A 26521-nucleotide genomic window follows, 5' to 3' on the forward strand; every position below is an offset into this window, starting at 1 on the left:
CCTGTGACTCTCCCAGCACGACACATAAGGCTCACTACCGTATTATCAAAATCGCAAATTCAATCCCGGCTATCCGCGTATCGAAAACTGATTCTGGCGGGGTCCGGTCGACCGACGTGCGGTGACCCGGGGCGGCGACGGCGACCGGCGGTCGGACGAACCGCCGACGGCCGGGCGGAGACCGGACAGATCGACGCGCTGTCGGGGGAGAAAGAAATCCTTTAACGAGTTCCGGATAAGAACCAACCGAACGATTGATGCCAGCTATCTTCGTCCGAACGGCGCCGGTCGAACCGGGTGGGTCGGCCCAGTGAGCGGAGCCCGCCTGCTCGTGCCGGTCTCGGAGTCGCCGACGCTCCGGAACACCGTCGCGTACGCGGTCGGGGAGGCGCTCGACGCCGCCGACGCGACGGGCGACCGCGCCGCGGTCCACTTCGTCTACCCGGTCTCCGAGCGGCTGACCATCGGTGAGGACTCCCGGGAGACCGAGCGGGCGCGCGAGCTCCTGGAGAAGGTGACCGTCTGGGCGGAGGAGGACCTGGGCGACGACGCCGGGGCGGTGGCGGTCGAGACCGGTCTCGTCGGGACCGGCGAGTACCTGTTCAGCCCGGGCGACTACGCCGAGGTGCTCACCAGCTACGCGGACGGCCACGACCTCGACCGCGCGGTGTTCGACCCGGAGTTCAACCCCCTGGGGACGACGCCGCTGCTCCCGCCGCTGGAGGGCGAGGTCCGGCGGGCCGGCCTCGACGTCGAGGAGGCTCCGGTCCAGCGCCAGCGGCGGAGTCCGCTGCTGGTCAAACGCGGGACCGTCGCGCAGTTCTTCGCGCTGTTCGGCGTCTCCTTCCTCTTCTATCTGCTGCTGGCCGGGTCGCTGGCGAGGTTCGAGCTCGTCACGGGCGCCATCTCGGCCGGCATCGTCGCGGTCGCGCTGTGGGGCGTCTCGCTGACCGAGCCGGTCGAGCCCGTCCGGACGGTCCAGCGGCTCGCGCGGTTGCTGCTGTACGTGCCGTACCTGCTCTGGGAGATCGCCCTGGCGAACCTCAGTATCGCCTACGTCGTGCTCCACCCGTCGCTGCCGATCGACCCGAAGATGGTCGAGTTCGACGCCGCCGTGTGGTCGCCGCTGTCGGTCACGACGCTGGCCAACAGCATCACGCTCACGCCGGGGACGCTGACAGTCGACGTGTCCCGGCGGCACTTCACCGTCCACACGCTGACGCGGGACGCCCGGGAGGACCTGTTCGGCGGGTCGCTGGAGCGGGCGGTCCGGTTCGTCTTCTACGGCCGGGGCGGCGCGCGCATCCCCTCGCCGAAGGAACGTTCGACGGAGGAGGGTGAGGAGTCGTGACGCTCGTCGAGAACGTCCTGCTGGGGGCCGCCGCCGCGTTCGTCCTCACGTCGCTGGTCGCGCTCTACCGGATCGTCGACGGGCCCACGATGCCCGACCGGGTCATCGCGGTCAACGTCATCGGGTCGAACGTCGTCATCGTCATCGCGCTGCTGGCGGCCGCGATCGGCGAACCCGGCGCGCTCGACATCGCGCTGGTGTACGCGCTGCTGAACTTCCTGCTGAGCATCGCCATCTCGAAGTTCACCGTCGAGCGCGGGGGGGTGCTCTGATGACGCCCCGCGAGCTCGCGGTGCTGGGCCTGGCCGCCGGCGGCGTGTTCTTCGCGCTGGTCGCCGCTGTCGGACTCGTCCGGCTGCCGGACCTGTACACGCGCGCCCACAGCACCTCCAAGAGCGAGACGCTCGGCGCCGTGCTGACGCTCTCCGCGGTCGCCCTCTCCTTCGGGACGACCATGTCGACCGTGAAGGCGGTGCTCCTGCTCGTATTCATGTTCATCACGAACCCGACCGCCGCCCACGCGATCACGCGGGCGGCCGCCGAACAGGGGATCGAACCGTGGACGAAGGAGGACGACGGACAATGACCGGGCTGCTCGAGGTCGGACTCGTGGTCTTCGTCCTGGGCTGTGCCCTCGCGACGGCCATGCTCCGGGACGTGCTCGGGTCGATCATCGCCTTCGGGGCGTACAGCCTCGGGATCGCCGTCATCTGGGTGTTCCTCCGGGCGCCCGACGTGGGCCTCACCGAGGCGGCGGTCGGCGCCGGGATCATGACGATCCTCCTGCTCCTGACCATCGCGAAGACCGTCCGGCCGTCCGACGAGGCGGTCCTGGAGTCGGTGGACCTGCGCGCGCTGGCCGTCTCGGTCGCGCTCGTCGCGGCCCTGTCGACGACGCTCGTCGCGCTCCCGGCGGTCGGGTCGGCCGACTCCGCGGTCGCGACCGACAACGTGACCGAGTACTACCTCGACAACGCCTACGAGGAGACCCAGGTGCAGAACGCGGTGACGGCCGTGCTCGCGGCCTACCGCGGGTTCGACACGCTCGGCGAGGCGGTCGTCGTCTACTCGGCGGGGATCGGCCTGCTGGTCGTCCTCGACAGGGAGGTGCTCGGATGAGCGACGCGGAGGGGGCGCCCGTCGAGGACGAGCCCGTGGCCGAGAGCGGCGAGGGGCTCTACGTCGAGAGCCCGATCATCATGACCACCGTCCGGGTGATCACGCCGTTCGTCTTCACGCTCGGGCTGTTCGTGATGTTCCACGGGGCCGACTCCTCCGGCGGCGGGTTCCAGGGCGGCGTCATCGTCGGGACGGTCGTGCTCATGCTCGGGATCGCCTTCGGCATCGAGACGACCCGCGACTGGGTCGGCCCGCGCCTCGCGGTCGCGCTGGTCGGCCTGGGCGTGCTCGCGTTCCTCCTGATCGGACTCGGGTCGGTCGCGCTCGGCGGGGACTTCCTGGAGTACGAGGTCTACGGCATCTACCACGCCACCAAGTACGGCATCGAGCTCGTCGAGCTGGCGATCGGGCTGGTCGTCTCCGGAATCGTGACCGGCCTCTTTTTCGTCATCGCCGCGGGAGTGGGCGACAGTGGGAGTGATCTCGCATGATAGACCTCCTCGCCGACCGCCTCTACTACGTCGTCTCGTTCCTGCTGCTGGGCGTCGGGACGTACACCCTGATCGGCAGCCGCAACGTCGTCAAGAAGGTGATCGGGATGAACGTCTTCCAGACCGGCATCTTCCTGTTTTTCATCACGTCGGCGTTCGTGACCGGCGCGAGCCCGCCGCTGCTCACCGCGCCCGCGCCGCGCGTGAGCCCGCTCCCCCACGTCCTCATCCTCACGGCCATCGTCGTCGGGGTGAGCCTCACGGCGGTCGCGCTCGGGCTCGTCGTCCGCGTCTACGAGGCGTACGGCACGCTCGACGAGGACGCCATCAGGCGGGTGAGCCACGATGAGTGACCTGCCCGCCCTCGTCGTCGCGCTCCCGATCCTGGGGTCGGTCGCGGTGCTGCTCGCCGGGCTCGTCCGCCCGCGGACCGGCTGGCCGATCACCGTCCTCGCCGCGGTCGGCCAGGTCGTCGCGGTCGGGGCGCTGGCGACCCGCGCGTTCGGCGACGACCCGGTCCGCTACGTCGTCGGCGGGTTCACCGCCCCCTTCGGGATCGAACTCTACGTCGACGGGCTGTCGGCCTCGATGGCGCTGCTCGTCGCGGTCGTCTCCGTCGGCGTCCTCGCGTACGCCCGCACCGCGGGCCCGCGGTCGAACCCCTTCTACGCGACCTACCTCCTGCTGGTCGCCGGCCTGACCGGCATGAGCATCACCGGGGACGTGTTCAACATGTACGTCTTCCTGGAGATCACGGGGCTGACCGCCTACGCCCTGGTCGCCAGCGGCGAGGGCGGCCGCTCCGCGCTGGCGGCGCTGAAGTACCTGCTCGTCGGCACGGTCGGCGCGTCGCTGTTCCTGCTGGGGATCGGCTACGCCTACGTCGCGACCGGGACGCTCAACATGCACGACCTGTCGACCCAGCTCGCCGATGTCGGTTACGCGGACCCGCTCGTCCAGGCCGCGTTCGGCCTGCTCGTCGTCGGCCTGTTCGTCAAGGTGGCGGTGTTCCCGGTCCACACCTGGCAGCCGACCGCCTACGCCGGCGCGCCCGACTCCGTGAGCGCGTTCATCTCGGCGCTGGTCTCGACGGTCGCCGCCTACGCCCTGATCCGGATCGTCTTCACCGTCTTCACCGTCGACTTCCTCGCCGCGAACGGCTTCGCGGGGACCCTGCTGGCCGCGGCGGCCGTCGTCAGCATCGTCGCCGGGAGCGTCCTCGCGGTGAGCCAGACGGAGATCAAGCGGATGCTCGCCTACTCGTCGGTGTCGCAGTTCGGGCTCGTCCTCGCGGCGGTCGCCGTCGCCAACACCACCGCGCTGACGGGCGCGGCGATCCACCTCGTCGGCCACGCCGTCATGAAGGGCGGCCTGTTCCTGACGAGCGGGCTGATAGCGACCGAGACGGGCGCCCGCTCGATCGACGGCTACGACGGGCTGGCCGAGCGCCTGCCCGCCGGCGCGGGGGCGTTCGGCGTCCTCGCGCTCGCGATGGTGGGCGTCCCGCCCGCCGTCGGGTTCGTCGGCAAGTGGTACGTCGCCCTGGGCGCCGTCGAGGCCGAGGCCTGGCCGCTCGCGGTCGTCATCTTCGCGAGCACGCTGCTCACGCTCGCGTACTTCGCCCGGATCGTCGAGCGGATGTACTTCCGCGAGGCGCCCGCGGCCGACGCGAACGTCGAACCGGCCGGCGCCGAGCGCGGGACCCGGACGGCCGTCGCCACCGACGGCACCGGGCCGACGGGCGACGAGGCCGGCTCGTCCCCCGCCGGCGACGCGCTCGCCGCCGCGCGCGTCTCCCTCGGGATGCGCGCGACGGTCGTCGCCGCGGCCGTCCTGGCTATCGTCCTCGGCGTCGCCGCGTTCCAGTACGGACAGCTCCTCGAACCGACCATCGAACGGCTCCTGTCATGACGGAACTCACATCGCTCAGACCGGTCGCCGCAGTGCTCGTATCGGCAGTCGCCATCGTCCCGATCCTCGCCTCGCGCGGGCGGCCCAACCTCCGCGAGGCCTGGACGGTGCTCGCGGCGCTCGCCAAGCTGGGGATCGTCGCCAGCATGGTGCCGGGCGTGCTCGCCGGCGACACCTACGTCACCGACTTCGGCACGTTCGTCCCCGGCGTCCAGTTCGTCCTCCGGGCGGACTCGCTTGGGATCCTCTTCGCTCTGCTGGCGAGCCTGCTGTGGCTGGTGACCAGCTTCTACAGCATGGGCTACATGCGCGGGCTCGACGAACACAGCCAGACGCGCTACTTCGCGGCGTTCGCCGGTAGCCTCGCGTCGGCGATCGGCATCGCCTTCGCCGGCAACCTGCTCGTGCTGTTCGTCTTCTACGAGCTGCTGACCGTCGCTACCTACCCGCTGGTCGCCCACGACGAGACCGACGAGGCCCGCGCCGCCGGCCGGAAGTACCTCACCTACACCTTCGGCGGCGGCGTCGCCGTCCTCGCGGGCGCGGTGCTGGTCTACTGGCTGACGAGTTCGCCCGCCGGCCCCGGGACGACCGCCTTCGCCGCCGGCGGGATCGCCGACCTGGCGACGGCCGACCCCGTCGTCGCCCGCGTCGCCTTCGCCCTGCTGATCACCGGCTTCGGCGTCAAGGCCGCGCTCATGCCGATCCACTCGTGGCTGCCGGACGCGATGGTCGCGCCGACGCCCGTCTCCGGCCTGCTGCACGCGGTCGCGGTCGTCAAGTCCGGCGTCTTCGGCATCGCGCGCGTTGTGCTCGACGTGTTCGGGCCGGACCTGGTGGGCGAGCTCGGGATGGGGACGATACTGGCGTCGATCGCCGCGTTCACGCTCGTCACCGCCAGCGTCATCGCGCTCCGCCAGGACAACCTCAAGCGCCGGCTGGCCTACTCGACGGTGAGCCAGCTCTCCTACATCGTGCTCGGACTGGCGGTGTTACACCCGTACTCGCTGGTCGGCGGCCTGCTGCACATCCCCGCCCACGCGTTCATGAAGCTCACGCTGTTCTTCTGCGCGGGGGCGATCCACGTCGAGACCCACACCGACGACATCTCCAATATGGCCGGCATCGGCAGGCGAATGCCGCTGACGATGACCGCCTTCGGCGTCGCGTCGATCGGCATGGCCGGCATCCCGCTGGCCGCCGGGTTCGTCAGCAAGTACTTCCTGCTCATCGGCACCGTCGAGACGGGCGATATCGTCTTCACGCTCGCGCTGCTCGTTTCCGGAATCCTCAACGTCGCGTACTTCTGGCCGGTCGTCTACACGGCCTTCTTCGAGTCGCCCGGCGAACAGGACCCCAAACCACTCGTCGAGGCCGTCCTCGGCGGCCGCTTCGGCGAGCGCGACGTGGCCGCCGACGGCGGGCGGCCGGACGACGACCCCGACGGTGAGTCGGCGGGCCCGGCCGACGACCGCGGCCACGCCGACGACCACGGCTACGCCGACGACCACGAGGGCCAGGGGCCGCTCGACGACGCCGAGGCCGCGGCCCACATCGAGCGCGAACACGGTCCCGACGAGCGCCCGGCCTGGGAACACCGCCGGTGGACCGGCGAGGAGTCGACCTGGCTGATGCTCGGCCCCATCTGCTTCGCCGCGACCGGCTCCGTCGTCCTCGGGATCGTCCCCGACGCCGCCGTCTTCCTGCGGATCGTGAGACTGGTCGTCTCCGGCGTGACGGGGGTGAGCGTCTGATGGTCGACCCCCTCGTCCCGCCGTTCCTCCCCGTCGCCGTCGCGGCGCTGCTGCTGCCGTTCCTCGGCCGGAAACTCGGCCACGCGCTGGGCGCCCTCGCGTCGGCCGCGGTCGTCCCCTACGTCTGGCTGACCGACGCGGGGACCCACTGGGAGGTGTCGCTGTTCGGCTTCCGGGCGGTGCTGTACAACGTCGACGAGTTCTCGACGCTGATGGGCCTGATCTTCGGGTTCATCGCCGCCGCGGCGGTGGTCTACTCCTACTATTCGGAGGCCGACTCGGTCCAGACCGCCTTCGCGCTGAGCTACGTCGCCGCCAGCCTCGGCGCCGTCTTCGGCGGCGACTGGCTGTCGCTGATCTTCTTCTGGGAGCTGATGGCCGTGACCAGCACGCTGCTGGTCTGGTACTACGGCGGCCGGGCAGTCCGCGCGGGCTTCCGCTACGCGCTGCTGCACGGCGTCGGCGGGACGCTCCTGCTGGGCGCCGTGATCTGGCACTACGTCGAGGTCGGATCCTTCCTCTTCTCTGCCGCAGAGGGCGGGATGGCCGGCGAGGTCGCCCCCCTGCTGGCGGCGGTCGGCATCGGCGTCAACGTCGGGTTCGTCGGCCTGCACGCCTGGCTGCCCGACACCTACCCGCGCCCGCACGTCGCCGCCAGCGTCTTCCTCTGCGTGTTCACCACGAAGACCGGCGTCTACGGCATGTACCGCGCGTTCCCGGACGGCCACGTCGCCGTCGCCTACATGGGTGGTATCATGGCTGTCTTCGGCGCGACCTTCGCGCTGTTCCAGAACGACATGCGCCGCCTGCTGTCCTACCACATCCAGTCGCAGGTCGGATACATGGTCGCCGGCGTCGGCATCGGCACCGCGCTCGGCCAGGCCGGCGCGATGGCCCACGTGTTCAACCACATCCTCTACAAGGGCCTCCTGTTCATGACCGCCGGCGTCGTCATCTACCGGACGGGCAAGGAGAGCCTGAAGAAACTCGGTGGCCTCGGCCGCGAGATGCCGATCACCGCCGTCTCGTTCGCCGTCGCCGCGCTGTCGATCGCCGGCTTCCCCGGGTTCAACGGCTTCGTCAGCAAGGGGATCGTCATCTCCGCGAGCCACTACGAGTTCCCGGCGGGCCCCCTCGCTATCGGCGACTTCCACACCCTGGAACTGCTCCTCCTGGTCGGGGGCGTCGGCACCTTCCTCTCGTTCATCAAGTTCGGCTACTACGCGTTCCTCCACGGCGAGTACGACGGCAGCGTCCCCGACGCCAACCGCGGCCAGGCCGTCGCGATGGTCACGGTCGCCGCCCTCTGTGTCTTCTACGGGCTGTTCGACGGCGCGCTGTTCGCGATCCTCCCCTTCGACGTGACCAGCGACGCGGCCGTCGGCCATGTCTACGAGACGTACACCGTCGACCACGTCGTCGAGGGCGTCGCGCTGGCCGCGATCGGTCTCGTCGGGTTCGTCCTCATCAAGAAGCCGCTGTCGAAGGTGGGCCGGGTCCCCGACATCGACAGCCTGTACAACCCCGCGGCGCTGTACGGCACCCGCGCGCTCGTCGTCGGCGTCACGGAGCTGTACGCCGCGGCCGACCGCGCCGTCGTCGGCCTCGCCGAGCGCTCCGTCGCCGTGACCACGCGGCCGCGGGAATCCATCGAGGGGACGACCGGCGACGCGCCCGACTCCCTGCGGGCGGGCATCGGCACCAGCGTCGTGCTCGTGGCGCTGGTCGCCGTCGCCGTCCTCTTCGTCCTGATCGTCTGACCGGCGACCCCGTCCGGTGGTCGGGACCGCCCGACCGAAGTGGCCGTCCGCCGTCCCGGTCCCGCCACGGGTTCTCACACCGCCGCGTCGCTTTTCACACCGGCCGTCGACCCGCCGGTATGACCCACTGGACCGAATCGGTCTACCGCGAGAACCCCGACGTGTTCCGCCGCCACCTGGAGGACCGCGTCGACGACGCCGCCGAGGAGACCGAGGCCCTGCTCGCACTGCTGGCCGAGCACGGGATCGAACCGGCGTCGGCGCTGGACGTGGCCTGCGGCATCGGCCGCCACGCGGTCGAACTCGGCGAGCGCGGCGTCCCGGTCCGCGGGATCGACATCTCCGAGTCGTACCTCGACCGGGCGCGCGAGCGGGTCGTCGAGCGCGGCGTCGGCGACGCGGTGACCCTCGAACGCGCAGACATGCGCGACCTCGACGAGCGAACGGACGAGTACGACCTCGTCGCCAACATCTGGACCTCCTTCGGTTACTACGACGAGGCGACGAACCGCGAGATCCTGGCCGGCATGGCGGAGCGCACTGCCGAGGGCGGCGCGCTCGTCCTCGAACTCGTCAACCGGGAAGGCGTGCTGGCCGACTTCCGGCCCGCCGCCGTCCCCGAGGACGACGACGCCCTCGTCGTCGAATCCGCCGAGTACGACCCCGAGACGGCCCGGATGGAGACGACCCGGCGCGTCTTCGCCGAGACCGACGAGGGGTACGACTACGAGGGCGAGATGGTCTACGACGTGCGGCTGTACGCGCCCGCCGAACTCGCGGCGCTGTGTCGCGACGCCGGCTTCGGGTCGGTCTCGCTGTACACCGGTCTCGACGGCGACCCCCTCGAACGGGAGTCGACGCGGCTGGTCGTCGTCGCCGAGCCCTGACCGCGGGTCGAACCCCGAGCGGACCGCCGTTTATCACCACCGAAATCGCCCGACTGCGAAGGATCAAAGAGGTATTTGATAGCAAGGAAAACACTCATACGACCCGACAGTAGCGCCGACCATGTCCCTGCTGCGGAGGCTGTGGGCGCGCCGCCGCGAGCGGCCGGCGCTGGTCGCCGTCGCCGCCCTCCTCGCGGTCTCGCTGGCGGCCTACCCGGTCGTCGACTGGTGGCTCCGGGCGACCTTCGAGTTCGCTTCGGACTTCCGGTTCGGCGACTTCGGCGCCTACGCCGGCGCCGTCGACCGCTGGCAGGAAGGCGAGCCGCTGTACCGGCGGACCGACGACGGCGGGTTCTGGGGGACGTACCTCTACCCGCCCGTGGTGGTCCTGCTGTTCTGGCCGTTCGAGGCCCTGCTGGCCTTCCGCGACGGGGCGATGGCGTGGCTGCTCGCGACCGGCGTCTTCCTGTGGACCGGTCTCCAGGCGCTGGTCGCGGCGCTGGGCTACGACCTCCGGTGGTACGAGCGACTCGGGCTGGCGCTCCTGGTCGCGGGCTTCCACCCCGTCGTCCTGACCGCGAAGCTCGGCCAGACGGCGCTGTTCATGGGCGGGCTGCTCGCGTTCGCCGGGGCCGCGCTGGTCCGGGACGGCCGCTCGCGGCGCCCGACGGACGGACCCACCGACGCCGACCTGTGGGACCGTCCGCTCGCGCTGCTCGCCGGCGCCGCCACCGCCGTCGTCGGGGTCGTCAAGTTCGCCTGCGCGCCCGTCGGCGCGCACCTCCTCCACGACCGGCGGCGGCTGGTCGGCGCCGTCCTCGTGGTCCCGCCGGTCGTCTGGCTGTCGATCCGGTTTTTCGGCGTCGACGCGCACCAGACCTACCTCGACGTGCTGCGGTGGGGCGTCTCCCAGGGGAGCGACGGCGCCCGCTCGCCGACGCTGTGGCTCGCGCCGTACTACAAGCCGCTTGCGTGGCTCCCCGCGAACGCGACGCTCGGGACGGCTCAGGCGTTCAGAGTCGCCGCTTCCGCCGCTATCGCCGGCCTCGCCGTCCTCGCGCCGCCGCGAGCGCGCCGGACCGCCTTCGCGCTCGGCGTCGCGGCGTTCCCCCTGCTCACCCCCCAGACCTACACCTACTACTTCGTCGCCCTGCTGCCGGCGGCGGTCGTCCTGCTCGCCGTCGAAATCGAACGCGACGGGTCCCCCGAACTCGTCCTCCTGGGCGTCCTCCTGTTGCACGTCCACGCCTACGGGCTGCGCTTCCTCGTGGTCACCGTCCCGAACGCCGTCCCCGCCTTCGAGGCGCTGCGGCCCGTCTATCTGCTCCTCCAGCCCGGCCTGTGGGGCAACGCCGTCCTCGTCGGCCTCGCCGCCGTCCGGGTCGTTCAGGCGACCGACCTCTCGACGGACCTCCTGCCCGTCGGGAACACGTCGGCGGCCGGCGCGGCCGACGGGGACTGAAAAGCACTGGACCGGGTGGGGAACGAACCCCTCAGTCCAGTTCCGCGGCGAGTTCCTCGGCGATCCGCGCGCCGAGCGCCGCCTTCTCGCCCTCGAACTCGGTCACGTCGTCGGGGCGGACGACCAGCGCCCGGGTGCGGTCGGCGGCCATCACGCTCGCGTCGTTGCCGACGACGAACGCCATCCCCGCACGCTCCAGCAGCTCGCGGGCCTGCGCGACGATGGCGTCGTCGTCCCCGCCGGTCTCGGCCTTGAACCCGACGATGGGGAGGTCGGGGTGGTCGTCGCGAACCGTGTCGACGAGCTTCGGCGTCGGTTCGAGTTCGAGCGTCAGCGACTCGGCGCCCGAGCGGATCTTCGAGTCGCGCCGCTCGACGGTGTAGTCAGAGATGGCCGCCGCCGAGACGAGCGCGTCGGCGTCGGCGACCGCCCCGCGCGTGGCTTCGAGCATCTCCGCGGCCGACTCGACCGACTCGACGGCGGCGTAGGGCACCTCGTCGCCGTCGTGGACGAGGGTCACGTCGGCGCCGCGGACGTAGCAGGCGCGGGCGACGGCCCGGCCGGTCTTGCCCGACGCCCGGTTCGAGAGCGTCCGGATCGGGTCGATCGACTCCGTGGTCGCGCCGCTGGTGACGACGACGTGACGGCCGGCCAGGGGGTCCGGCGTCGCCGCGCGGGCGGTCGCCAGCGCGATGGCGTCCGCCGTGGCGATCTTGGCCTTGCCCTCCTCGACGCGCGGGTCGACGAACTCGACGCCCCACGACTCGACGCGGTCGATCGCGTCGAGGACCCCGGGGTGGTCGTACATCGGCTCGTGCATCGCGGGCGCGACGACGACCGGCACGTCCGCGCCCAGGGCGGTCGTCGCGCAGGTGGTGACCGGCGTGTCGTCGACCGCGGCCGCGATCTTGCCGACGGTGTTGGCGGTCGCCGGCGCGACCAGCAGCACGTCGGCCCAGCCCTCGCGGCCGCAGAGCTCGACGTGCTCGACGGCGCCGGTTATCTCGGTGACGACCGGGTTGTCGGTCGCGAACTCGACCGCCCACGGGTGGACGATCCCCTCGGCGGCGTCGGTGGTGACCGCTCTGACATCGGCGCCGCGGCGGCGCAGCTCGTGGGCGAGTTCGACCGTCTTCACCGCGGCTATCGAGCCGGTGACCCCCAGCGCGACGTTGACGCCGTCCAGCATCGCCCCCACCTTGGCCGCGCCGCGACTTATAAGAGGTGGCTCGCGCGGCCGGGAAGCGGGCGACGGCGACCCGGGAGACCCGCCGCTGGTCGGGTCGAGAGACGAGAGCGGGGACCGAGAGAGGGGGGAGAGTGGGTGCCCGATCCGATGGGGGATGCCTCTGACACCCATCGGATAGTCGTCGCGAGCGACCTATTCAGTGTTCCGTTCGTTCATCGGGCGCGCACGACCGCTGGATCGCGGTTGTGCGGCGCTCCGGGGCCGCAGCGGCGGATATTCGACCGCCCGGTTCCGCGACTGTCCGGGGCCTCACTCCTCGTCGGCGACGCTTGGGTGCATGGTCGGCTCGTCGGGGTGAGGGTCGGCCACGGACTCCCGGATAGCCGCGCGGGCCTCGTCCTCGCGGCGGCGCCGCTCGGCCTCGTCGATCTCCTCGCAGCCCGGCGGGACCTCCCGGTCGCGGCCGGTGAAGTATCCCTCCGGGACGACCCAGTCGTGGTAGAAGGGGCGGTCCGAGTCCTCGACGAGGGTGATCGCCACCTGGGCGCCGTGGCCGGCCGCGACGACCGCCTGGTGGTACTGCTTCGCGAGTCGCCCCGCGGCGTACAGCCCGTCGACCTCCGTCCGCCCGAGGTCGTCGACGCCGACGAACTGCTTGGACCCGCGCTGGACCAGCGACACGTCGAGGTCGTCGAGGTACGACGGGTCCGACCACGACGCGGCGACGACGTACGTGGCCGTGAGCGCGTCGCCGTCCGGCACCGAGACGGTGAATCCCGCCGTCTCGTCGGCCGGGCCGAGGTCGCCGTCCTCGGGGTAGGAGGGATCGTCGGGGTCGAGCGGCGAGACCCGCTCGACGCGGGCGTCGGTGAACCGGACCCCGTTGCGCTCGGCCTGCTCGCGCGTCGAGTCGAGCAGCAGCCGCGGGTTGACGCCGGCGGGGAAGCCGGGGAAGTTCTCCAGGTGGGCGTTGCGCCGGAGGATCGGTTCGCCGGTCGAGACCACCCGGGTGTCGAGGCCCGCGCGGGCCGTGAACAGCGCCGCCGTCAGGCCGGCCAGGCCGCCGCCGACCACGAGCACGTCCTCGTCGGTCATGGGAGTCGGTTCCCCGGGTGTCCGGTTAAGCGATGCGGCCGCGGCTACTCTCGCAGCGCGACCGCGAAGGAGACCAGCGAGACCATCACGAGCGCGAGCGCGACCGTCGCCCGCTCGTCGGGCACCCGGACCGGGACCGCGAAGTAGCCGACGACGAGCGCGACCGCGACGGCGACGGCCAGCACGCCCCCGGTCGCGGTCGCGTGGACGAGTTCGGTCCGCGTCGGCGGCCGCACGCCCCGCAGGTCGCGTTCGAACCCGACGGCGTGGACGCCCAGGTCCCAGACGGCGAGCGCACCGGCCGCGCCCGCCACGACGACGAGCGTCGGCAGCGCGTCCGCGAGCAGCGCCGTCCCGACCACCAGGAGGGCGGCGCCGACCGCGAAGCCCTCCGCCCGGCGGACGAGCGTCGCCGTCGCGAGTCCCAGCCCCCGGACGAACGCCAGCACGGCCACGAGCGCACACAGCGTCGCCACGAGCGCGGAGACGGCCACGACGACCGGGCCCGGGACCGTCCCCGTCCCGACCGAGCGGTCGAGCGCGAGCCCGGCGGCGACGCTCGCGAGGTAGGTGACGGCCACCGCGACGAGCCCGCCGGCGGCGTAGCCCACGGTGTCGCCCGGGGAGTAGCCGGTCCAGAAGACGACCGCCCGGTGGAGTGCCGGCGCGGCGGCGACGCAGAGCGACAGCGCCAGGACGACCCCGAGCGTCGCGTGGGCGACGCCGGTGAGCAACACCGCGTCGACGACGCGGCCGACCAGCGGGCGGGCGGCCAGCGCCGACGCGACCGCGTCGCGGACGAGCGCCGTCGACCCCAGGAGGAGGACGACGACCAGCGTCGCCACGTACCACCGCGGCACGTCGGCGAGCGTCAGCCTGAACGCCGCGGCCAGGTCCGACTCGGGACCGCTCCGACCGGGCACCAGCGAGTCGAGCGCGCGGGCGGCCCGGTCGGCCGCGAGGCCGGCGGCGACGCCGACCACCTGCAGCCAGACCGCGGCGGCGACGGGCGTCGCGGTCGCCCCCTCGAACGCCAGCAGGACCGCCGCGGGCGCGAACCCGGTCCCGACGAGCAGGAACCACCCGACCGCGAGCCCGAGCCCCACCAGGGCGACGAACCCGGACTCCGAGACGGTGCGGGTCAGCCGGTCGAACGTCTCGCCGTCGAGCCCCGCCAGCGCCGCGACCGCGACGGCCGCCACGCCCGCGAGCACCACCGCGTGGCCCGCCCGGCCGCGGGCGACCACGAGCCCGACCCCCGCCGCGAGCGCCCCGGTCCCGACCACCACCGCGACGCTGCCCGCGGCGAGGCGGCGCGTCCGCGACGGGTCCAGCGCCCCGACGCCCCACCCGAGCAGGAGGGCGCCGACGAGTCCGACGGCCGCGGGTCGTCCCCCGGAGAGCGCGAGCACCGCCGCCGCGACGACCGTGGCGACCGCGAGGGCGCCCCGCGCCGACACGACGCCGGCCCGCGGGTGCCCGTTCATCGCTCCCACCTCGCGGCCGCGCGGTCGACCGCGACCCGGAGCGGTTCGGCGGGCGACCAGTCGACGATTCGCGCGCGGCGAGTGCCCGTCACCGCGCGGACGCGGGCGGACCGCTCGATCCGCTCGACCGCCGCGCCGGCCGTCCCCCGCCCCGTCAGGTCCGGGCTGACGACCGTCGTCGCGTGGTCGTGCGCGACCAGCCGCTCGACGACCCGGACCGCCTCGTCGTCCAGCAGCGGCGAGACGAAGACGACCTGCGCGCCGGCCGGGAGGCCGTCGGTCAGCCGGCGCCGTCCGCCGGCGATCCCCCGGTGCCCGTCCGTCCGCCCGGCGCGGCCGGCCGCGTCGGCGCCGCCTGTCGCGGCGGACGACCGTCCGACCGTCTCGTCCAGGTCGTCCACCGTGACGTCGAGCTTCGTCCGCAACAGCGCTCGCAGGCGCAGCGACTGTTCGGTCCCGGTCGCGGGCGGAACGGTGCCGCCCGTCGCGAACCGGTCGCCCCGGCCCGTCGCGAGCACCGCGGCCCCGACCTGCGTCCCCTGGTTGAGGAGGTCGTCGGCGAGCCTGACCGCCGCGTAGCCACAGAGGTCCCGGGCGTCGGGGTCGCCCGGCGCGGCCCGCCGCCGGAGCCGGCCGTCGACGAGGAACACGACCGTCGCGGCCTTCGACTCGCGGTAGGTGACCGTCGTCAGCTCGCCCGTCGACGCGTAGCGGTTCCAGTCGACGCGGCTGGCCGAGTCGCCCGGCGCGTACTCCCGGGTGGCGTAGAACTCCACGCCCTCGCCGCCCGAGTCTGTCTCGACCCGGCCCGCGCCGATCCCCGTCTGGGCGGCCAGCGGCAGCGAGTCGACCGTCGCGTGACAGACCAGCGACTGGCCCGCCTCGAAGGTCGTCCGCCGGACCGCCTCGCCCGCCGCGCTGCGCGCGGCCGCCGTCACGTCCCCGAACTCGTGTCTGCCGCGGGCCGCCCGGAGCTCGTACTCGACCGTCAGGTGGTCGTCGGGCTCGACCGTCCCCGCCCCGCGGGCGTCGCCCGTGACCACGTCGAGGTCAGCGGGCGGCTCGTCGGCGACGCGCACGTCCGCCAGCGGGACCTCGCCGGCGTTCTCGACCCGGACCGTCACCGCGATCCGGTCGCCCGGGTTCGGGTCCGCCGGGTCGACGCGCCGTTCCGCGACCAGCGACGGCGACGGCGGCCGCGAGACCGACCCGTACGCCGCGTAGACGAGCCCGACGATCGCTGCGAGGAAGAGGCCGGTGTTCGACAGGAACACCCCCAGGGCCACCGACGCGAGCGCGAACACCGCGCCCGCGAGCCAGCGGTCCTCGACGCCCGAGGCGGTCGTCTCCGACCCGGTGGTCGCCGCCAGCGTCACGCCCGACCCGTCGCCCGAGAGCGACGACCCGGTCTCCGCGTCGGGTTCGGCGTCCGTGCCCGCGTCCGCGTCGCCGCTCCGCTGTTCCGCGGCCGTCCCGTCGGTATCTGTCGGTCCCTCGACCTCGTCGGCGTCGGTCCGCTGGTCGCCCCCGTCGCGGTCGGCCGGTCCCTCGGCCTCGTCGGCGTCGGTCGTCCCGGTAACCGTGTCGCTCACGCCTCGACCACCTCCGTCTCGACGCCGGCGCGGGCCGCAAGCTCCGCGACGGTCGCCTCGACCCGCCGGCGGTGGGGGTCGCCGCTCGCCCAGTCGGTCACGCGGATCCGGACCGGAACGGCCACGTCCTCGCCGAGATACGCCGCCGCGCGCGGGTCGTCCGTCCACTCGCCGGTCTTCAGGAGCCGCGCCGCGTCGTCGGCGTCGCCGTCGACCTCCGCTTCGAGCACGTCGACTGCGACCCCGCGGATCCGGTTCCGTACGTCGGCGCGCTTCCAGCCGTTCCGGGGCGCCTCCGGGTCGGTGAGCGCGTCGAGCGCACCGTCCACGTCGTCGCCGACCAGCTGTTCGCCGTCGCGGTCGGCGTCGTCGGGCGCGGGTAGGGACACGTCGGGACCGCCGCCGGTCGAGCGGGCGCGCCACAGCGACCACGCGCCGAGGACGAGCGCGAAGTGCGCGACGAAGTACACGAGCGGGCGGGCCGGCCAGACGACCGCGTCGACCGCCTCGGCGAACCGCTCCCCGCCGACGCCCGCGACGAGCGCCGCCGCCGTCGCGAGCGCGAGGGCGCCGACCGCGGCCGCGGCGAGTCGAGTCCGGCGACCGCCGATCCCGAGGTCGACGTCCATCGGCCGGCTGCGCCCGCGGTCCGGCCCAACCGACGGCGGCAGGTTCATCCCTCGTCCTCCCGCCGGGCGAGCACGGCCCTGGCGGCCTCGACGGCGGCCCGCGTCCGGTCGTCGGTCGCCGGCGCGCCGCCGTAGCGCACGTCCCTGAACACGTCCCTGAGCCGCTCGACGGGCTCGCGCGGGTCGCCCCGCTCGACCGCCGCCCGCGCCAGTTCGCCGGGCGTCCGCGCCTCGGGGTCGGCGACCGGCAGCGGGTCGGCGAACGCCGCCCACGCGCCCTCGACCGTCCGGATCGGGTCGTCGTCGGGTTCGGGCTCGACGGGCGCGGTCGCCCGCGCGTCGGCGTCGGGCGCGCGGCTGGCCGGACCGTCGGAGCCGCCGGTCGCCAGCCCCGACAGGACGCCGGTGACCGACAGCAGCGAGCCGCCGGAGACCGAGAACAGTCCACTCAGGCCGGCCAGCAGGCCGCCGGTCGCCCGCGACCCGCCGGCGACGACGGTCGCGAGCGCCGAGGCGGTGTCGCTCGCGGCCGACCCCGCGGTCGAGAGCACCCGCGCCGTCCCGGTCGAGGCGCCGACGAGCGCGACCATCGTCGCCTGCGGGACCCGCTTGACCAGCCCGGCCGGCGAGACGCCGGCGTCGCCGTCGCCGCCACCGCCGAACGGCCAGGGCAGGGAGACCGGCCCGAGACCCGGACCGGAGCCGGAGCCGCCCCCCGAACCGAAGGACAGTCCGCCGAGCGCCGCCGCGGCGACGACCGCGGCCACCACGCCGGCGAGCGCCCACAGCCCCAGCGCGAGGCCGCCACTGCCGGTGTCGCCCCCGTCGGATCCGGGCGTCGGCGTCGCTGTCGCCGTCGCCGTCGGCGTCGCTGTCGCCGTCGGCGTCGTCCCGTCGACGACGGTCGACGAGACGGTCGTGGCCGTCGGCGGCGCGTCGTCGTTCGCCGGCTCCGGTGCGTCGGTCACCGCCCGGCCGGCCCGTTCGGGCGTCGCGTCGGCGGCGTCACCGGGGTCGCCGGCGGCGTCGACGCCGACGAGGTCGGTCTCGTCGGCGGGCGCCGAGCCGAACCCCGAGGCCGGGAAGAGGGCGCCGCCCAGTGCGACCGCGAGGACGGCCAGCGCTACGAGGACGGTGCGGGGACCCGTCTGCTTCACATCGGACAGTCGGGGCTCCCCGTCAAAACCTTTCCGTCCGGGACACAGTTCAGCGACCGTACAGTTTTTCACCCGACGGGGTGTACGGGAGCGCGTGTCCCTCCGGAACGACCGCGGGCTCGCCGTTCGGATGGCCGCGGCGCTGGTCGTCGTCGTCGCCGCGAACGCCCTGTTCGTGGGCGTCCTCCTCACGCTGGCCGCCCCGTGGCTGGGCGCCCTCGCCGAGCGGGTCGCCCGCTCGGTCGGCCTCCCCGGGTCGGTCGCCGCGCTGTGGTGGCTCCCGGTGGCGGCCGCGCTCGTCGCCGCCAGCGTCTGGGCGCAGCTGCGCTACGTCCGCCGGGAGACCCTCGCCGCCGTCGACGCGGAACCCGCCGACCCCGACGCGTACCCCGACCTGGACAGCCGGATAACCCGGCTGGCCGCGCAGGCGGGGGTCCCGGCGCCCGACTGCCACGTCGTCGACAGCGAGACGCCCAACAGCTTCGCGCTCGACGGCGCCGGCCCGCCCGCGGTCGTCGTCAGCACCGGCCTGCTGGAAACGCTCGACGGCGACCGGCTGGACTGCGTGCTCGCCCACGAACTCGCCCACCTCCAGCACCGCGACGCGACCGTCATGACCCTCGCCTCGTTCCTCCCGGCGCTGACCGGCGACCGCTACTCCCTGCTGGATTCCCTCGGTCCGTGGGCCCGCAGCCGCGCCGCCTGGGCCGCCGGCGTCGCCGCGCTCTACCTCCTGGGCGCGGTCACAACGGGGACGACTCCCCTCGACCCCGGTTACGCGCTGGGCTTCGCCGGCGGACTACTCGCCGCGGTCGTCCTCGGCGGCGTCGCCCTGGGCGTCTTCGCCACGGCGACGACCGCCGTCGCCCGTCGGCTATCACACTACCGCGAGTTCGCCGCCGACCGGGCGGCCGGACGGCTCACCGGTGACCCCGCCGCTCTCGCCGACGCGCTCGCGACGCTGGACGACGAGACGGCCGCGGCCCCGACCGTCGACAAGCGCCTCGCCTACGACGAGGTGCGCGGCCTCTGTCTGCTTCCCGCCGGGTTCGGCGCCGACGAGCCGGCCGACCCCGACGAGTTCCACGTCGAGACGCGGTCGCACCCGCCCACCGACGAGCGGGTCGCGCGGCTGCGCGAGTTGGTCGACCGGCGGTGAGGATGGCGATGCGACCGCGGGCGGGGGACCGGCGAACCGTCAGGACAGGTCGAACCGCTCGGCGGCGGTCTCCATGTCCTTGTCGCCCCGGCCGCTGAGGTTGACGAGGATCGTCTCGTGGTCGGTCTCCTCGGCGACCCGCTTTGCCATCGCCAGCCCGTGGGCCGTCTCCAGCGCCGGGATGATCCCCTCCTCCTCACTGAGCGCGCGGAAGGCTTCGAGCGCCTCGTCGTCGGGGATCGCCCGGTACTCCGCACGGCCCATCTCGCGGAACATGGCGTGTTCCGGGCCGACGCCCGGGTAGTCCAGCCCCGCCGAGACGGAGTGGACCTCGGTGTCGTCGTCGATGACGCGGGTCTTCATCCCGTGGAGCACGTCCTCCCGGCCGTCGTCCAGCGGCGCGGCGTGGCGGCCGGAGTCGGCGCCCTCCCCGCCGCCCTCGCCGCCGTAGAACGCCACGTCGTCGTCGCGGAACGCGTGGAACAGGCCGATGGCGTTCGACCCCCCGCCGACGCAGGCGACGGCCGCGTCGGGCAACTCGCCCACCCGCTCCAGGAACTGCTCGCGCGCCTCGCGGCCGATGACCGACTGGAACTCCCGGACCATCCGCGGGAACGGGTCCGGGCCGACCACGGAGCCGACGAGGTAGTGCGTGTCGTCGATGTTCTCGACGAAATCTTCGAGGGCGGCGTCGACCGCCTCCGAGAGGCCCTGGCCCTCGCGCTCGACCTCGTTGACCTCCGCGCCCATCAGGCGCATCCGGAAGACGTTCATCCGCTGGCGCCGGGCGTCTTTCTTCCCCATGTAGATCTCCGTGTCGAGGTCGAACAGCGCGCCGACCATCGCCGTCGCGGTGCCGTGCTGGCCGGCGCCCGTCTCGGCGATGAGCCGCGACTTGCCGGCCTTTGCCGCGAGCAGCGCCTGCCCGACGGCGTTGTTGATCTTGTGGGCGCCGCCGTGGAGCAGGTCCTCCCGCTTGAGGTAGATCTCCGCGCCGTAGCGCTCGCTGAGGTTCTCCGCGTGGAAGACCGGTGTCGGCCGCCCCGCGTACTCTTCGAGGATCGCGCGGAACTCCGCGCGGAACTCCTCGGTCTGTGCCACCGTCTCGAAGGCGTCGGCCAGCCGCGCCAGCGGCTCCTGCATCGGTTCCGGAACGTGTCGGCCGCCGAACTCGCCGAACTCCTCGCTGTCGCTCATACCCGCCCCTGTCCACGCTCTCGACAATAGGTCTATCGGGCGGGCGCGGCGGGTCCGTCGGGCCGCCACAAGAGGTCCGTCGGGCCGCCACCGGACCCTTCCGGCACCCACCGGGGGCCACGCTCCGGTTCTCAGCGAGGGGGAACGGCCGGAGGCGATTATAGCGTCGGCGGCGAACGGTCGGGTATGCACTACCTCGTCGCAACGGACGGGTCGACAGTCAGCGACCGCGCCGTCGAACACGCCGCCGACGAAGCGAGCGTCCGGGACGCGGACCTGGAGGTCGTCCACGTGCTGACCCCGGAGACGAAACTGGTCGACGGGGACATCGTCCTTCCGGGCGAGGCCTCGGCCGTCGACCACGCCGAGGGGATCCTCGACGCCGCCGTCGAGACGGCCGCGGACGCCGCCGAGGGCGGCGCCGTCGCGATCGAGACGCAACTGTTGACCGGACGGCCTGCGAGCGCGATAACCGAGTACGCCGAGAACGCCGGCGTCGACGCCGTCTTCGTCGGTCACCGCGGCCGCTCCGAGACGCCGGGCGCGGTCGGGAGCGTCGCCAAGAGCGTCATCGACAAGGCGTCGGTCCCGGTGACCGTCACGCGGTGACCGCCGGCGCGGCCGGACACGGAATATCGGGTCTCAGAGCCCGAAGCGGGGACGAACTGGCACATAGCTTTATCGTGTGAGCGAGCGTACACTTCCTCATGGCTACGAGATCCGACTCGTTCGTCGAGCGCCGCGAGGGTGACTTCTGGGTAAACGCGCTGATCGGCGCGGTCGTGATGGTGGTCCTGTCGTGGATCCCGTTCGCGACGGTGCTGGGCGGCGGCGTCGCGGGCTACCTCCAGCGGGGCACCCGCACGGAGGGCGCCAGGATCGGCGCGGTCTCCGGGCTGCTCGCCGCCGTGCCCGTCTTCGCGGTGCTCGTACTGGTGTTCAGCGTGTTCAGCTTCGGCGCGGTCGCAGGGGGCGAGGCGTTCGGGGCCGCCGTCTTCGCCGCGATACTCCTGTTCGCGCTCGCGGTCACCGCCGCGGTCGTCGCCGGGACCGGCGCCGTCGGCGGCTACCTCGGCGTCTACCTCCGGGAGCGCACCGACGACGACGCCGACGACCACGGGCCGGCCGCCGTCGATCCGACCGTCGAGGTCGACCCCGAGACCGCGCCCTGAGCGGCGACCGACCCCGTTTTCCTTCCCTGCCGTCCGCACGATCCGTTCGAAACGCCCGCGTCGCGAGGCTATTAGTACCAGCGGGCCCCAGGGCGGGTGTGGACGAAGTCGAGGTCAGCACGGTCATCCACGTGCCGCCCGCGGAGGCCTACGAGTTCATCGTCGACTTCCCGCGGTACGCCGACTACTCCGAGTATCTGGAGGAAGTCCGCCGCGACGGCGACGGGTCGCCCGGCACCCGCTACGCGCTGCGCTTCGCCTGGTGGAAGCTCACCTACACCGCCCACACGGAGGTCGTCGACGCCGACCCGCCCCAGCGCCTCGACTGGCGCGTCACCAGGAACATCGACGCCGACGGCCACTGGCGCATCGAGGAGGCGGCCGACGAGGCGCCCGACGGGGTCGAGGCGGCCTCGCGAGTCTCGTTGCGTATCGAGTACGACCCCGGCTCCGTCAACGCCGGCAGCATCGACCTCCCGCGGTTCGTCTCGCTGTCGTGGGTCGTCGAGAAGGTCAAGCCGCTGATCCAGAAGGAGGCCGAGCGCGTCGTCGAGCGGATCGTCGCCGACATCGAGGGTCGGCCCCGCGAGGTCGACCTGACGGTCCACACCCGCCCGGACGCGCTGTGAGCCGAGCGGAGAGACCGGGACTGCCCCAGTCTACTCGTCGTACTCGCCGTAGTCGCCGCCGTACTTGACGAAGAAGTAGGCGAGCCCGAGCGTCGCGGCCATCCCGAAGCCGGTGGCGATACCGAGCGACTTCGCCGCGTCCGGGACCTCCGGGCGGGAGCCCCCGCCGCCGCCGGTGTCGACCTCTTCGGTCTCCACGTCGCTGCCGACGGCGATGGCGCCCTTCATGCCCTGGCCCGCGTGGGGCGCGCAGTTGTACGTGTACATCCCGCCGGTCTCCAGCGTGACCTCATAGGTCTGGCCCGCGGCGATCGTGGCGAACTCGCCGCCCTCGGTGCCGTCGAGGCCCCCGCCGTCGGGCTGGCTCTCGGGCTTGACGTTGTGGCCCGCCTCGACGAACTCGAAGACGACCGTCGTGCCCGAATCGATCCAGATGTTGGTGGGGCCGAACGCGAACCCGCCGGAGCCGACGCCGACCTCGACGGTCGCCTCGGACTGGCCGCGCAGGTCCTCGTAGTCGCCCCCGTTGGCGTCGCTGACGTAGTCGGGCCACACGGGCCTGACGTTGCCGCCGCCACCGCCGCCGGAGTCGGTCCCCTCCTGTGCGGCCGCGGTGCCCGCACCGGCCGCGGCTGCTGTGGCGCCTGCGCCGGCGCGCAGGAACGCACGCCGTGACACGTCCGCGCTCTGGTCGCTCATGCCCGGCCGTATGGACCCGCCCGTAGTGAATCCACCGGAACGGCGCCGGGCTCACGGTGATATCTCCGGCCCCGCCACACTCCCCGCGATCGGATGTTGAGGGCGTCTCCGGGCGGGACCGGCAACTCAGGCCTCCTCGAACTCGCCGTAGTCGCCGCCGTACTTGATGAAGAGGTACGTCAGCCCGAGCGTCGCGGCCATCGCGACGCCCGTGGCGACCCCCAGGGTCCGCGCCGCGTCGGGCACCTCCGGGATCCCGGGGCCGCCCCCGCCCCCGCCGCCCCCGCCGGCGTCGACCGTCGGGTAGTCGGTTCCGACGACGACCGCCCCCTTCATCCCGAGCTGGACGTGCGGCTCGCAGACGTACGGGTAGATGCCGTCCTCCTCGAAGGTGTACTCGAACGGTGAGGCCCCCTCGCAGCCGGGCTCCCCGGAGTCGAAGACCGCCTCGTCCTCGACGACGTTGTGCGGACAGCCCTCCCCGGTCCAGGTCCAGGTGAGCGTCGCGCCGTTCTCGACGTGGACCGCGGGCGGGCCGAACCCGAAGGCCCCGCCGTTGGCCTCGGTCCCGACCTGGACCTCCGGGTCCGACTCGTCGCGCAGGTCGACGACCTCGCCGGTGTAGTTGCCCACGCCCTCGAACCAGCCGTCGAAGTCCGGCTGGCCGCCCCCGCCACCGCCGGCCGTTCCGCCGTCCGCGGCCCCGCCTCCGCCGTCGGCCGTCCCCCCGTCGGTCGCCGTGCCGGCCGCCGTCCCACCGTCGGTCGCCGTGCCGTTCCCCCCTCCGGTCGGCGTCCCCTCCCCGGTCGTCGTGTCGCCGCCGCCGTCGGTTTCGGTCTCCTGGGCGGCCGCGGTCGCGCTCGCCGCTCCGGCCGCGCCGACGCCGGCCAGGCCGGTCACGAAGCCGCGTCGCGTGGTCTCTCGCATACCCCCGATCGGTCGGCGACGCGCGTGAGTCCGCGGCTTGCAACGCCAACCGGTCGGGGTCCGACCGTCCGGCGCAGTTTCCGCGCCCCCCGTCCGACCGCCGGACGGTATCGCCAGCCGCCGGACGACCTCCCGAGCCCCGAGCCCCGACCGCCGGCCGGCGGGCGACGCGCCCGCGGTGCGGTGCCTTTTTGCCGAGTCACCGCCACGCTCCGGTGATGAGCGATAGCCCGCTCGTCGGCGTCGTGGGGCCCGACGCCGACGCGGCCGTCGCGGCCGTCGAGTCCGCAGGCGGCCGCGCGACCGCGGGGACGGCCAGCCGCGTGGTCGACGGGAGCGACGCCGTCGTCGCCGTCGGAGAACCCGCGCTGCTCGCGGTCGCCCGCGCCGGCACGGACGCCCCCGTCCTCCCGGTCGAGGCCGGCGCCGGCGTCTGCTCGGTGCCCCGGGCGGCGGTCGCCGACGCCGTCGCCGACCTGGTGGCCGGCGACTACGAGCGCGCCTCGCACCCGCTGGTCGACGTGCGCGTCGCCGACCGGACCCGCGCCACGGCGCTGCTGGACCTGATGCTCGTCAGCGCCGAGCCCGCACAGATATCGGAGTACACGGTCGAACGCGGCGACGACCGTGTGGCCCGGTTCCGCGCCGACGGCGTCGTCGTCGCCACCCCCGCTGGCTCGTCGGGCTACGCCAGCGACGCCGGCGGGCCCGTCCTGGCGCCCGACACCGACGCCGTCGCCGTCGTCCCCGTCGCGCCCTTCGAGACGGACATCGACCACTGGGTCCTCCCCGCCGACGGCCTCGGCGTCACCGTCGAACGCGACGAGACCGCCGTCCACCTCCTCGCCGACGACAGGGTCGTCGGCCCGGTCGAGCCCGACGAGCCCGTCCGCGTGGTCCCCGCGGGGTCGGTCTCGGTCGCCGTCGTCGCCGCCGGCCGGTCGCCGTTCCCCCCGGCCTGAGCGCGCCCGCCCTTCGCTGTGGGGCCGTCACGGGTCGTCCCGCACCGCCTCGCACACGTTCGGCGCGCGAGCGGGGCCGAGAGCGCGCGGGATTGGAAAAGCTCTAATGGGCGACGGACGGATCTTCCCGGTATGGTTGCATACGAGCTGTTCGGACCGGTCGACGCGGTCCTCGACAGCCACATCACCGGGGAGGTCCTCGTGATCGAGGCGGTCCTCCTCGGTCTGGTGGTCCTGAACATCGCGGCGCGCGCGCTGGCGCACCGACGCCACCTCTCCCAGGCCGAGAGCGGCGACGCCGACGAACTCTCCCGGCACCCCTTCCACGTCCTCACCAACGTCGCCCTGGTGCTCGGTGGCTTCTACTACCTCACCGTCGCCCACCACCCCGGGATGGTCTTCTCCGTCATCGCCGTCTTCGTCCTCCTGACGGACATCTTCGAGTTCGAGTCCCGCAAGGTCGAGGTCCGCCGCGAGATCGACGTCGAGCGCCCCAAGGCCGCCATCGGCGCCTCCGTCGTCGCCCTGCTGTACGTCGCCTACGTCACGTTCTTCTACGGCCCCCTCGGGCAGTTCCTGTAGGCCCGCTCTCCCCCGGTTTTCCGCTCGCGACTCGCAGACAGGTATCGGAGAGACAGGGCGCGGTGCGGTCGGCGCGCGGTGACGCTGGCGGCCTCCGTGCCGCGAAGGGAAATTTTTAGCGCCGTCGACCCGTCGTACGGAGCGATGGACCGGGGCTCGCGCGAGGCGTTCAGCCGGATGGGCACGATCGGCATCGAGGAGGAGTACTACGTCGTCGACGACGAGGGCCGGCCGACCTCGGGCACGGACGAACTCGTCTACGAGTCCGAGCCGCCCGAAATTCTGGCGGGGCGGCTCGACCACGAGCTGTTCAAGTGCGTCATCGAGTCCCAGACGCCGGTCATCGAGGACCTCGCAGACGCCCGCGAGCAGTTGCTCGCGGTCCGCGAGGCGCTGGTCGACCACGCCACCGCCCGCGGGTTCGACATCGCGGCCGCCGGGCTGCACCCGCTCGCGAAGTGGCGCGAGCTCGAACACGCGGAGAAACCCCGGTACAAGGCACAGCTCGACCGCATCCAGTACCCCCAGCACCGCAACACGACGGCGGGGCTGCACGTCCACGTCGGCGTCGACGACGCGGACAAGGCGGTGTGGATCGCGAACGAGCTGCGCTGGCACCTCCCGGTGATGCTCGCGCTGTCGGCCAACTCCCCGTACTGGAACGGCTTCGACACGGGGCTCCAGTCGGCGCGGGCGAAGATCTTCGAGGCGCTCCCGAACACCGGGATGCCGACCGCCTTCGAGGACTACGACGCCTTCGACGACTACGAGCGGCGGATGCTGGAGACCGAGAGCATCGACGACCGCGGGGAACTGTGGTTCGACGTGCGCCCCCACTCGGGCCACGGCACCGTCGAGGTCCGGACGCCGGACGGCCAGGCCGACCCGGACGTGGTGCTGGCGTTCGTCGAGTACACCCACGCCCTGGTCGAGGACCTGGCCGCCCGCTACGAGGACGGCGAGTCCGGCACCGACGCCCGGCGGGAGCTGTACGACGAGCACAAGTGGCGCGCGATGCGCCACGGCCACGACGCCGCGCTGCTCGACCGATCGTTCGAGTCGACGGTCGACCTCGGTGAGCTCGTCGACCGGGAGGCCGAACGGCTCGGCGTCTCGGGCATCCGCGAGGTCTACGACGCCGAGAGCGGCGCCGAGCGCCAGCGCCGGCTGCGCGAACAGGAGGGCGTCGACGCGCTGTGTGACTCGCTGCGGCTGCAGTACGAGTGACGCCGGGGCACCGGGCCGGGCACGGGTCGGCTCCGGGTGCGAGTCGGCTCCGGATCGGGCGCGGGTCGGATCCGGGTCGGGCG

27 protein-coding genes are annotated in these 26521 nt (G+C 73.1%); 18 read left to right on the plus strand and 9 right to left on the minus strand.

The features are described from left to right. Positions 1 to 310: 310 nt before the first annotated feature. From E3328_RS00415 to E3328_RS00465, 11 genes are all read left to right on the plus strand, one after another. On the plus strand, positions 311 to 1351 hold the full coding sequence (locus E3328_RS00415; protein WP_135362662.1) for a monovalent cation/H+ antiporter subunit E: 1041 nt from the start codon (positions 311 to 313) through the stop codon (positions 1349 to 1351). Then, complete coding sequence (locus E3328_RS00420; protein WP_135362663.1) at positions 1348 to 1623, plus strand: cation:proton antiporter; 276 nt, start codon at positions 1348 to 1350, stop codon at positions 1621 to 1623. The genes E3328_RS00415 and E3328_RS00420 overlap by 4 nt, the downstream gene beginning before the upstream one ends. Beyond that, entirely contained in the window at positions 1623 to 1937 is a 315-nt protein-coding gene (mnhG, locus tag E3328_RS00425; protein WP_135362664.1) for a monovalent cation/H(+) antiporter subunit G, read from the plus strand. Before E3328_RS00420 ends, mnhG begins: the two co-directional genes overlap by 1 nt. Then, a complete protein-coding gene (locus E3328_RS00430; protein WP_135362665.1) occupies positions 1934 to 2470 on the plus strand; it encodes a DUF4040 domain-containing protein in 537 nt (178 codons plus the stop codon). Before mnhG ends, E3328_RS00430 begins: the two co-directional genes overlap by 4 nt. Further along, positions 2467 to 2961 carry an MnhB domain-containing protein gene (locus tag E3328_RS00435; protein WP_135362666.1) on the plus strand — a complete coding sequence of 165 codons (495 nt, stop codon included), beginning with the start codon at positions 2467 to 2469 and terminating at the stop codon, positions 2959 to 2961. The genes E3328_RS00430 and E3328_RS00435 overlap by 4 nt, the downstream gene beginning before the upstream one ends. Next, a complete protein-coding gene (locus tag E3328_RS00440) occupies positions 2958 to 3314 on the plus strand; it encodes a cation:proton antiporter subunit C (protein WP_135362667.1) in 357 nt (118 codons plus the stop codon). The genes E3328_RS00435 and E3328_RS00440 overlap by 4 nt, the downstream gene beginning before the upstream one ends. Then, positions 3307 to 4872, plus strand: coding sequence for a monovalent cation/H+ antiporter subunit D family protein (locus tag E3328_RS00445; protein WP_135362668.1), 1566 nt, complete (start codon positions 3307 to 3309; stop codon positions 4870 to 4872). Before E3328_RS00440 ends, E3328_RS00445 begins: the two co-directional genes overlap by 8 nt. Next, positions 4869 to 6626, plus strand: a complete 1758-nt coding sequence (locus E3328_RS00450) for a cation:proton antiporter (RefSeq protein WP_135362669.1) — start codon at positions 4869 to 4871, stop codon at positions 6624 to 6626. The genes E3328_RS00445 and E3328_RS00450 overlap by 4 nt, the downstream gene beginning before the upstream one ends. Continuing rightward, positions 6626 to 8386 carry a Na(+)/H(+) antiporter subunit D gene (locus E3328_RS00455; protein WP_135362670.1) on the plus strand — a complete coding sequence of 587 codons (1761 nt, stop codon included), beginning with the start codon at positions 6626 to 6628 and terminating at the stop codon, positions 8384 to 8386. Before E3328_RS00450 ends, E3328_RS00455 begins: the two co-directional genes overlap by 1 nt. 119 nt (positions 8387 to 8505) lie before the next feature. Then, positions 8506 to 9273 (plus strand): SAM-dependent methyltransferase, encoded by a 768-nt coding sequence (locus tag E3328_RS00460; RefSeq protein ID WP_135362671.1) that lies wholly within the window; start codon positions 8506 to 8508, stop codon positions 9271 to 9273. A gap of 121 nt (positions 9274 to 9394) precedes the next feature. Beyond that, a complete protein-coding gene (locus E3328_RS00465) occupies positions 9395 to 10735 on the plus strand; it encodes a glycosyltransferase family 87 protein (protein ID WP_135362672.1) in 1341 nt (446 codons plus the stop codon). A gap of 31 nt (positions 10736 to 10766) precedes the next feature. Here the strand turns inward: E3328_RS00465 and coaBC are convergent, their stop codons facing one another. The 6 genes from coaBC to E3328_RS00495 form a co-directional block, all read right to left on the minus strand. Then, on the minus strand, positions 10767 to 11924 hold the full coding sequence (gene coaBC / locus E3328_RS00470; RefSeq protein WP_135362673.1) for a bifunctional phosphopantothenoylcysteine decarboxylase/phosphopantothenate--cysteine ligase CoaBC: 1158 nt from the start codon (positions 11922 to 11924) through the stop codon (positions 10767 to 10769). A 309-nt stretch (positions 11925 to 12233) separates the two neighbouring features. Further along, positions 12234 to 13019: an NAD(P)/FAD-dependent oxidoreductase gene (locus tag E3328_RS00475; protein ID WP_135362674.1), complete on the minus strand. Its 786-nt coding sequence runs from the start codon at positions 13017 to 13019 to the stop codon at positions 12234 to 12236. 44 nt (positions 13020 to 13063) lie between these two features. Further along, a complete protein-coding gene (locus E3328_RS00480) occupies positions 13064 to 14506 on the minus strand; it encodes a hypothetical protein (protein ID WP_135362675.1) in 1443 nt (480 codons plus the stop codon). Then, entirely contained in the window at positions 14503 to 16098 is a 1596-nt protein-coding gene (locus tag E3328_RS21640; protein ID WP_167837260.1) for a DUF58 domain-containing protein, read from the minus strand. The genes E3328_RS00480 and E3328_RS21640 overlap by 4 nt, the downstream gene beginning before the upstream one ends. Beyond that, entirely contained in the window at positions 16095 to 16727 is a 633-nt protein-coding gene (locus E3328_RS00490; protein ID WP_135362676.1) for a DUF7269 family protein, read from the minus strand. Before E3328_RS00490 ends, E3328_RS21640 begins: the two co-directional genes overlap by 4 nt. A 44-nt stretch (positions 16728 to 16771) precedes the next feature. Beyond that, positions 16772 to 17884: a DUF4129 domain-containing protein gene (locus E3328_RS00495; protein WP_135362677.1), complete on the minus strand. Its 1113-nt coding sequence runs from the start codon at positions 17882 to 17884 to the stop codon at positions 16772 to 16774. Positions 17885 to 17978: 94 nt separating this feature from the next. On the opposite strand from E3328_RS00495, the gene E3328_RS00500 reads away from it, so the two are divergent. Next, positions 17979 to 19043: a M48 family metalloprotease gene (locus E3328_RS00500; protein ID WP_135362678.1), complete on the plus strand. Its 1065-nt coding sequence runs from the start codon at positions 17979 to 17981 to the stop codon at positions 19041 to 19043. A gap of 39 nt (positions 19044 to 19082) precedes the next feature. Here the strand turns inward: E3328_RS00500 and trpB are convergent, their stop codons facing one another. After that, entirely contained in the window at positions 19083 to 20240 is a 1158-nt protein-coding gene (gene trpB, locus E3328_RS00505) for a tryptophan synthase subunit beta (RefSeq protein ID WP_135362679.1), read from the minus strand. 186 nt (positions 20241 to 20426) lie between these two features. Between trpB and E3328_RS00510 the strand changes: the two genes are divergently transcribed. From E3328_RS00510 to E3328_RS00520, 3 genes are all read left to right on the plus strand, one after another. Continuing rightward, positions 20427 to 20849, plus strand: coding sequence for a universal stress protein (locus tag E3328_RS00510; protein ID WP_135362680.1), 423 nt, complete (start codon positions 20427 to 20429; stop codon positions 20847 to 20849). A gap of 98 nt (positions 20850 to 20947) precedes the next feature. Further along, entirely contained in the window at positions 20948 to 21412 is a 465-nt protein-coding gene (locus E3328_RS00515; protein ID WP_167837261.1) for a DUF5518 domain-containing protein, read from the plus strand. 98 nt (positions 21413 to 21510) lie between these two features. Beyond that, positions 21511 to 22041: an SRPBCC family protein gene (locus tag E3328_RS00520; RefSeq protein WP_135362681.1), complete on the plus strand. Its 531-nt coding sequence runs from the start codon at positions 21511 to 21513 to the stop codon at positions 22039 to 22041. A 30-nt stretch (positions 22042 to 22071) separates the two neighbouring features. Here E3328_RS00520 and E3328_RS00525 read toward each other — a convergent pair whose 3' ends face one another. Together E3328_RS00525 and E3328_RS00530 are read right to left on the minus strand one after the other, a co-directional pair. Beyond that, positions 22072 to 22740 carry a plastocyanin/azurin family copper-binding protein gene (locus tag E3328_RS00525; RefSeq protein ID WP_135362682.1) on the minus strand — a complete coding sequence of 223 codons (669 nt, stop codon included), beginning with the start codon at positions 22738 to 22740 and terminating at the stop codon, positions 22072 to 22074. A gap of 126 nt (positions 22741 to 22866) precedes the next feature. After that, positions 22867 to 23667, minus strand: coding sequence for a halocyanin domain-containing protein (locus tag E3328_RS00530; protein ID WP_135362683.1), 801 nt, complete (start codon positions 23665 to 23667; stop codon positions 22867 to 22869). 218 nt (positions 23668 to 23885) lie between these two features. Here E3328_RS00530 and E3328_RS00535 point away from each other — a divergent pair, with 218 nt between their 5' ends. The 3 genes from E3328_RS00535 to E3328_RS00545 all read left to right on the plus strand — a co-directional run bounded on the left by E3328_RS00535 (position 23886) and on the right by E3328_RS00545 (position 26438). Next, positions 23886 to 24629, plus strand: a complete 744-nt coding sequence (locus E3328_RS00535; protein ID WP_246022840.1) for an NAD(+)/NADH kinase — start codon at positions 23886 to 23888, stop codon at positions 24627 to 24629. 132 nt (positions 24630 to 24761) lie between these two features. Then, positions 24762 to 25211, plus strand: coding sequence for a DUF7313 family protein (locus E3328_RS00540; protein ID WP_135362685.1), 450 nt, complete (start codon positions 24762 to 24764; stop codon positions 25209 to 25211). 144 nt (positions 25212 to 25355) lie between these two features. Beyond that, positions 25356 to 26438, plus strand: coding sequence for a glutamate--cysteine ligase (locus E3328_RS00545; RefSeq protein ID WP_135362686.1), 1083 nt, complete (start codon positions 25356 to 25358; stop codon positions 26436 to 26438). The last annotated feature ends 83 nt before the right edge of the window (positions 26439 to 26521 follow it).

Source organism: Halosimplex halophilum (assembly GCF_004698125.1).
Taxonomy (GTDB): domain Archaea; phylum Halobacteriota; class Halobacteria; order Halobacteriales; family Haloarculaceae; genus Halosimplex; species Halosimplex halophilum.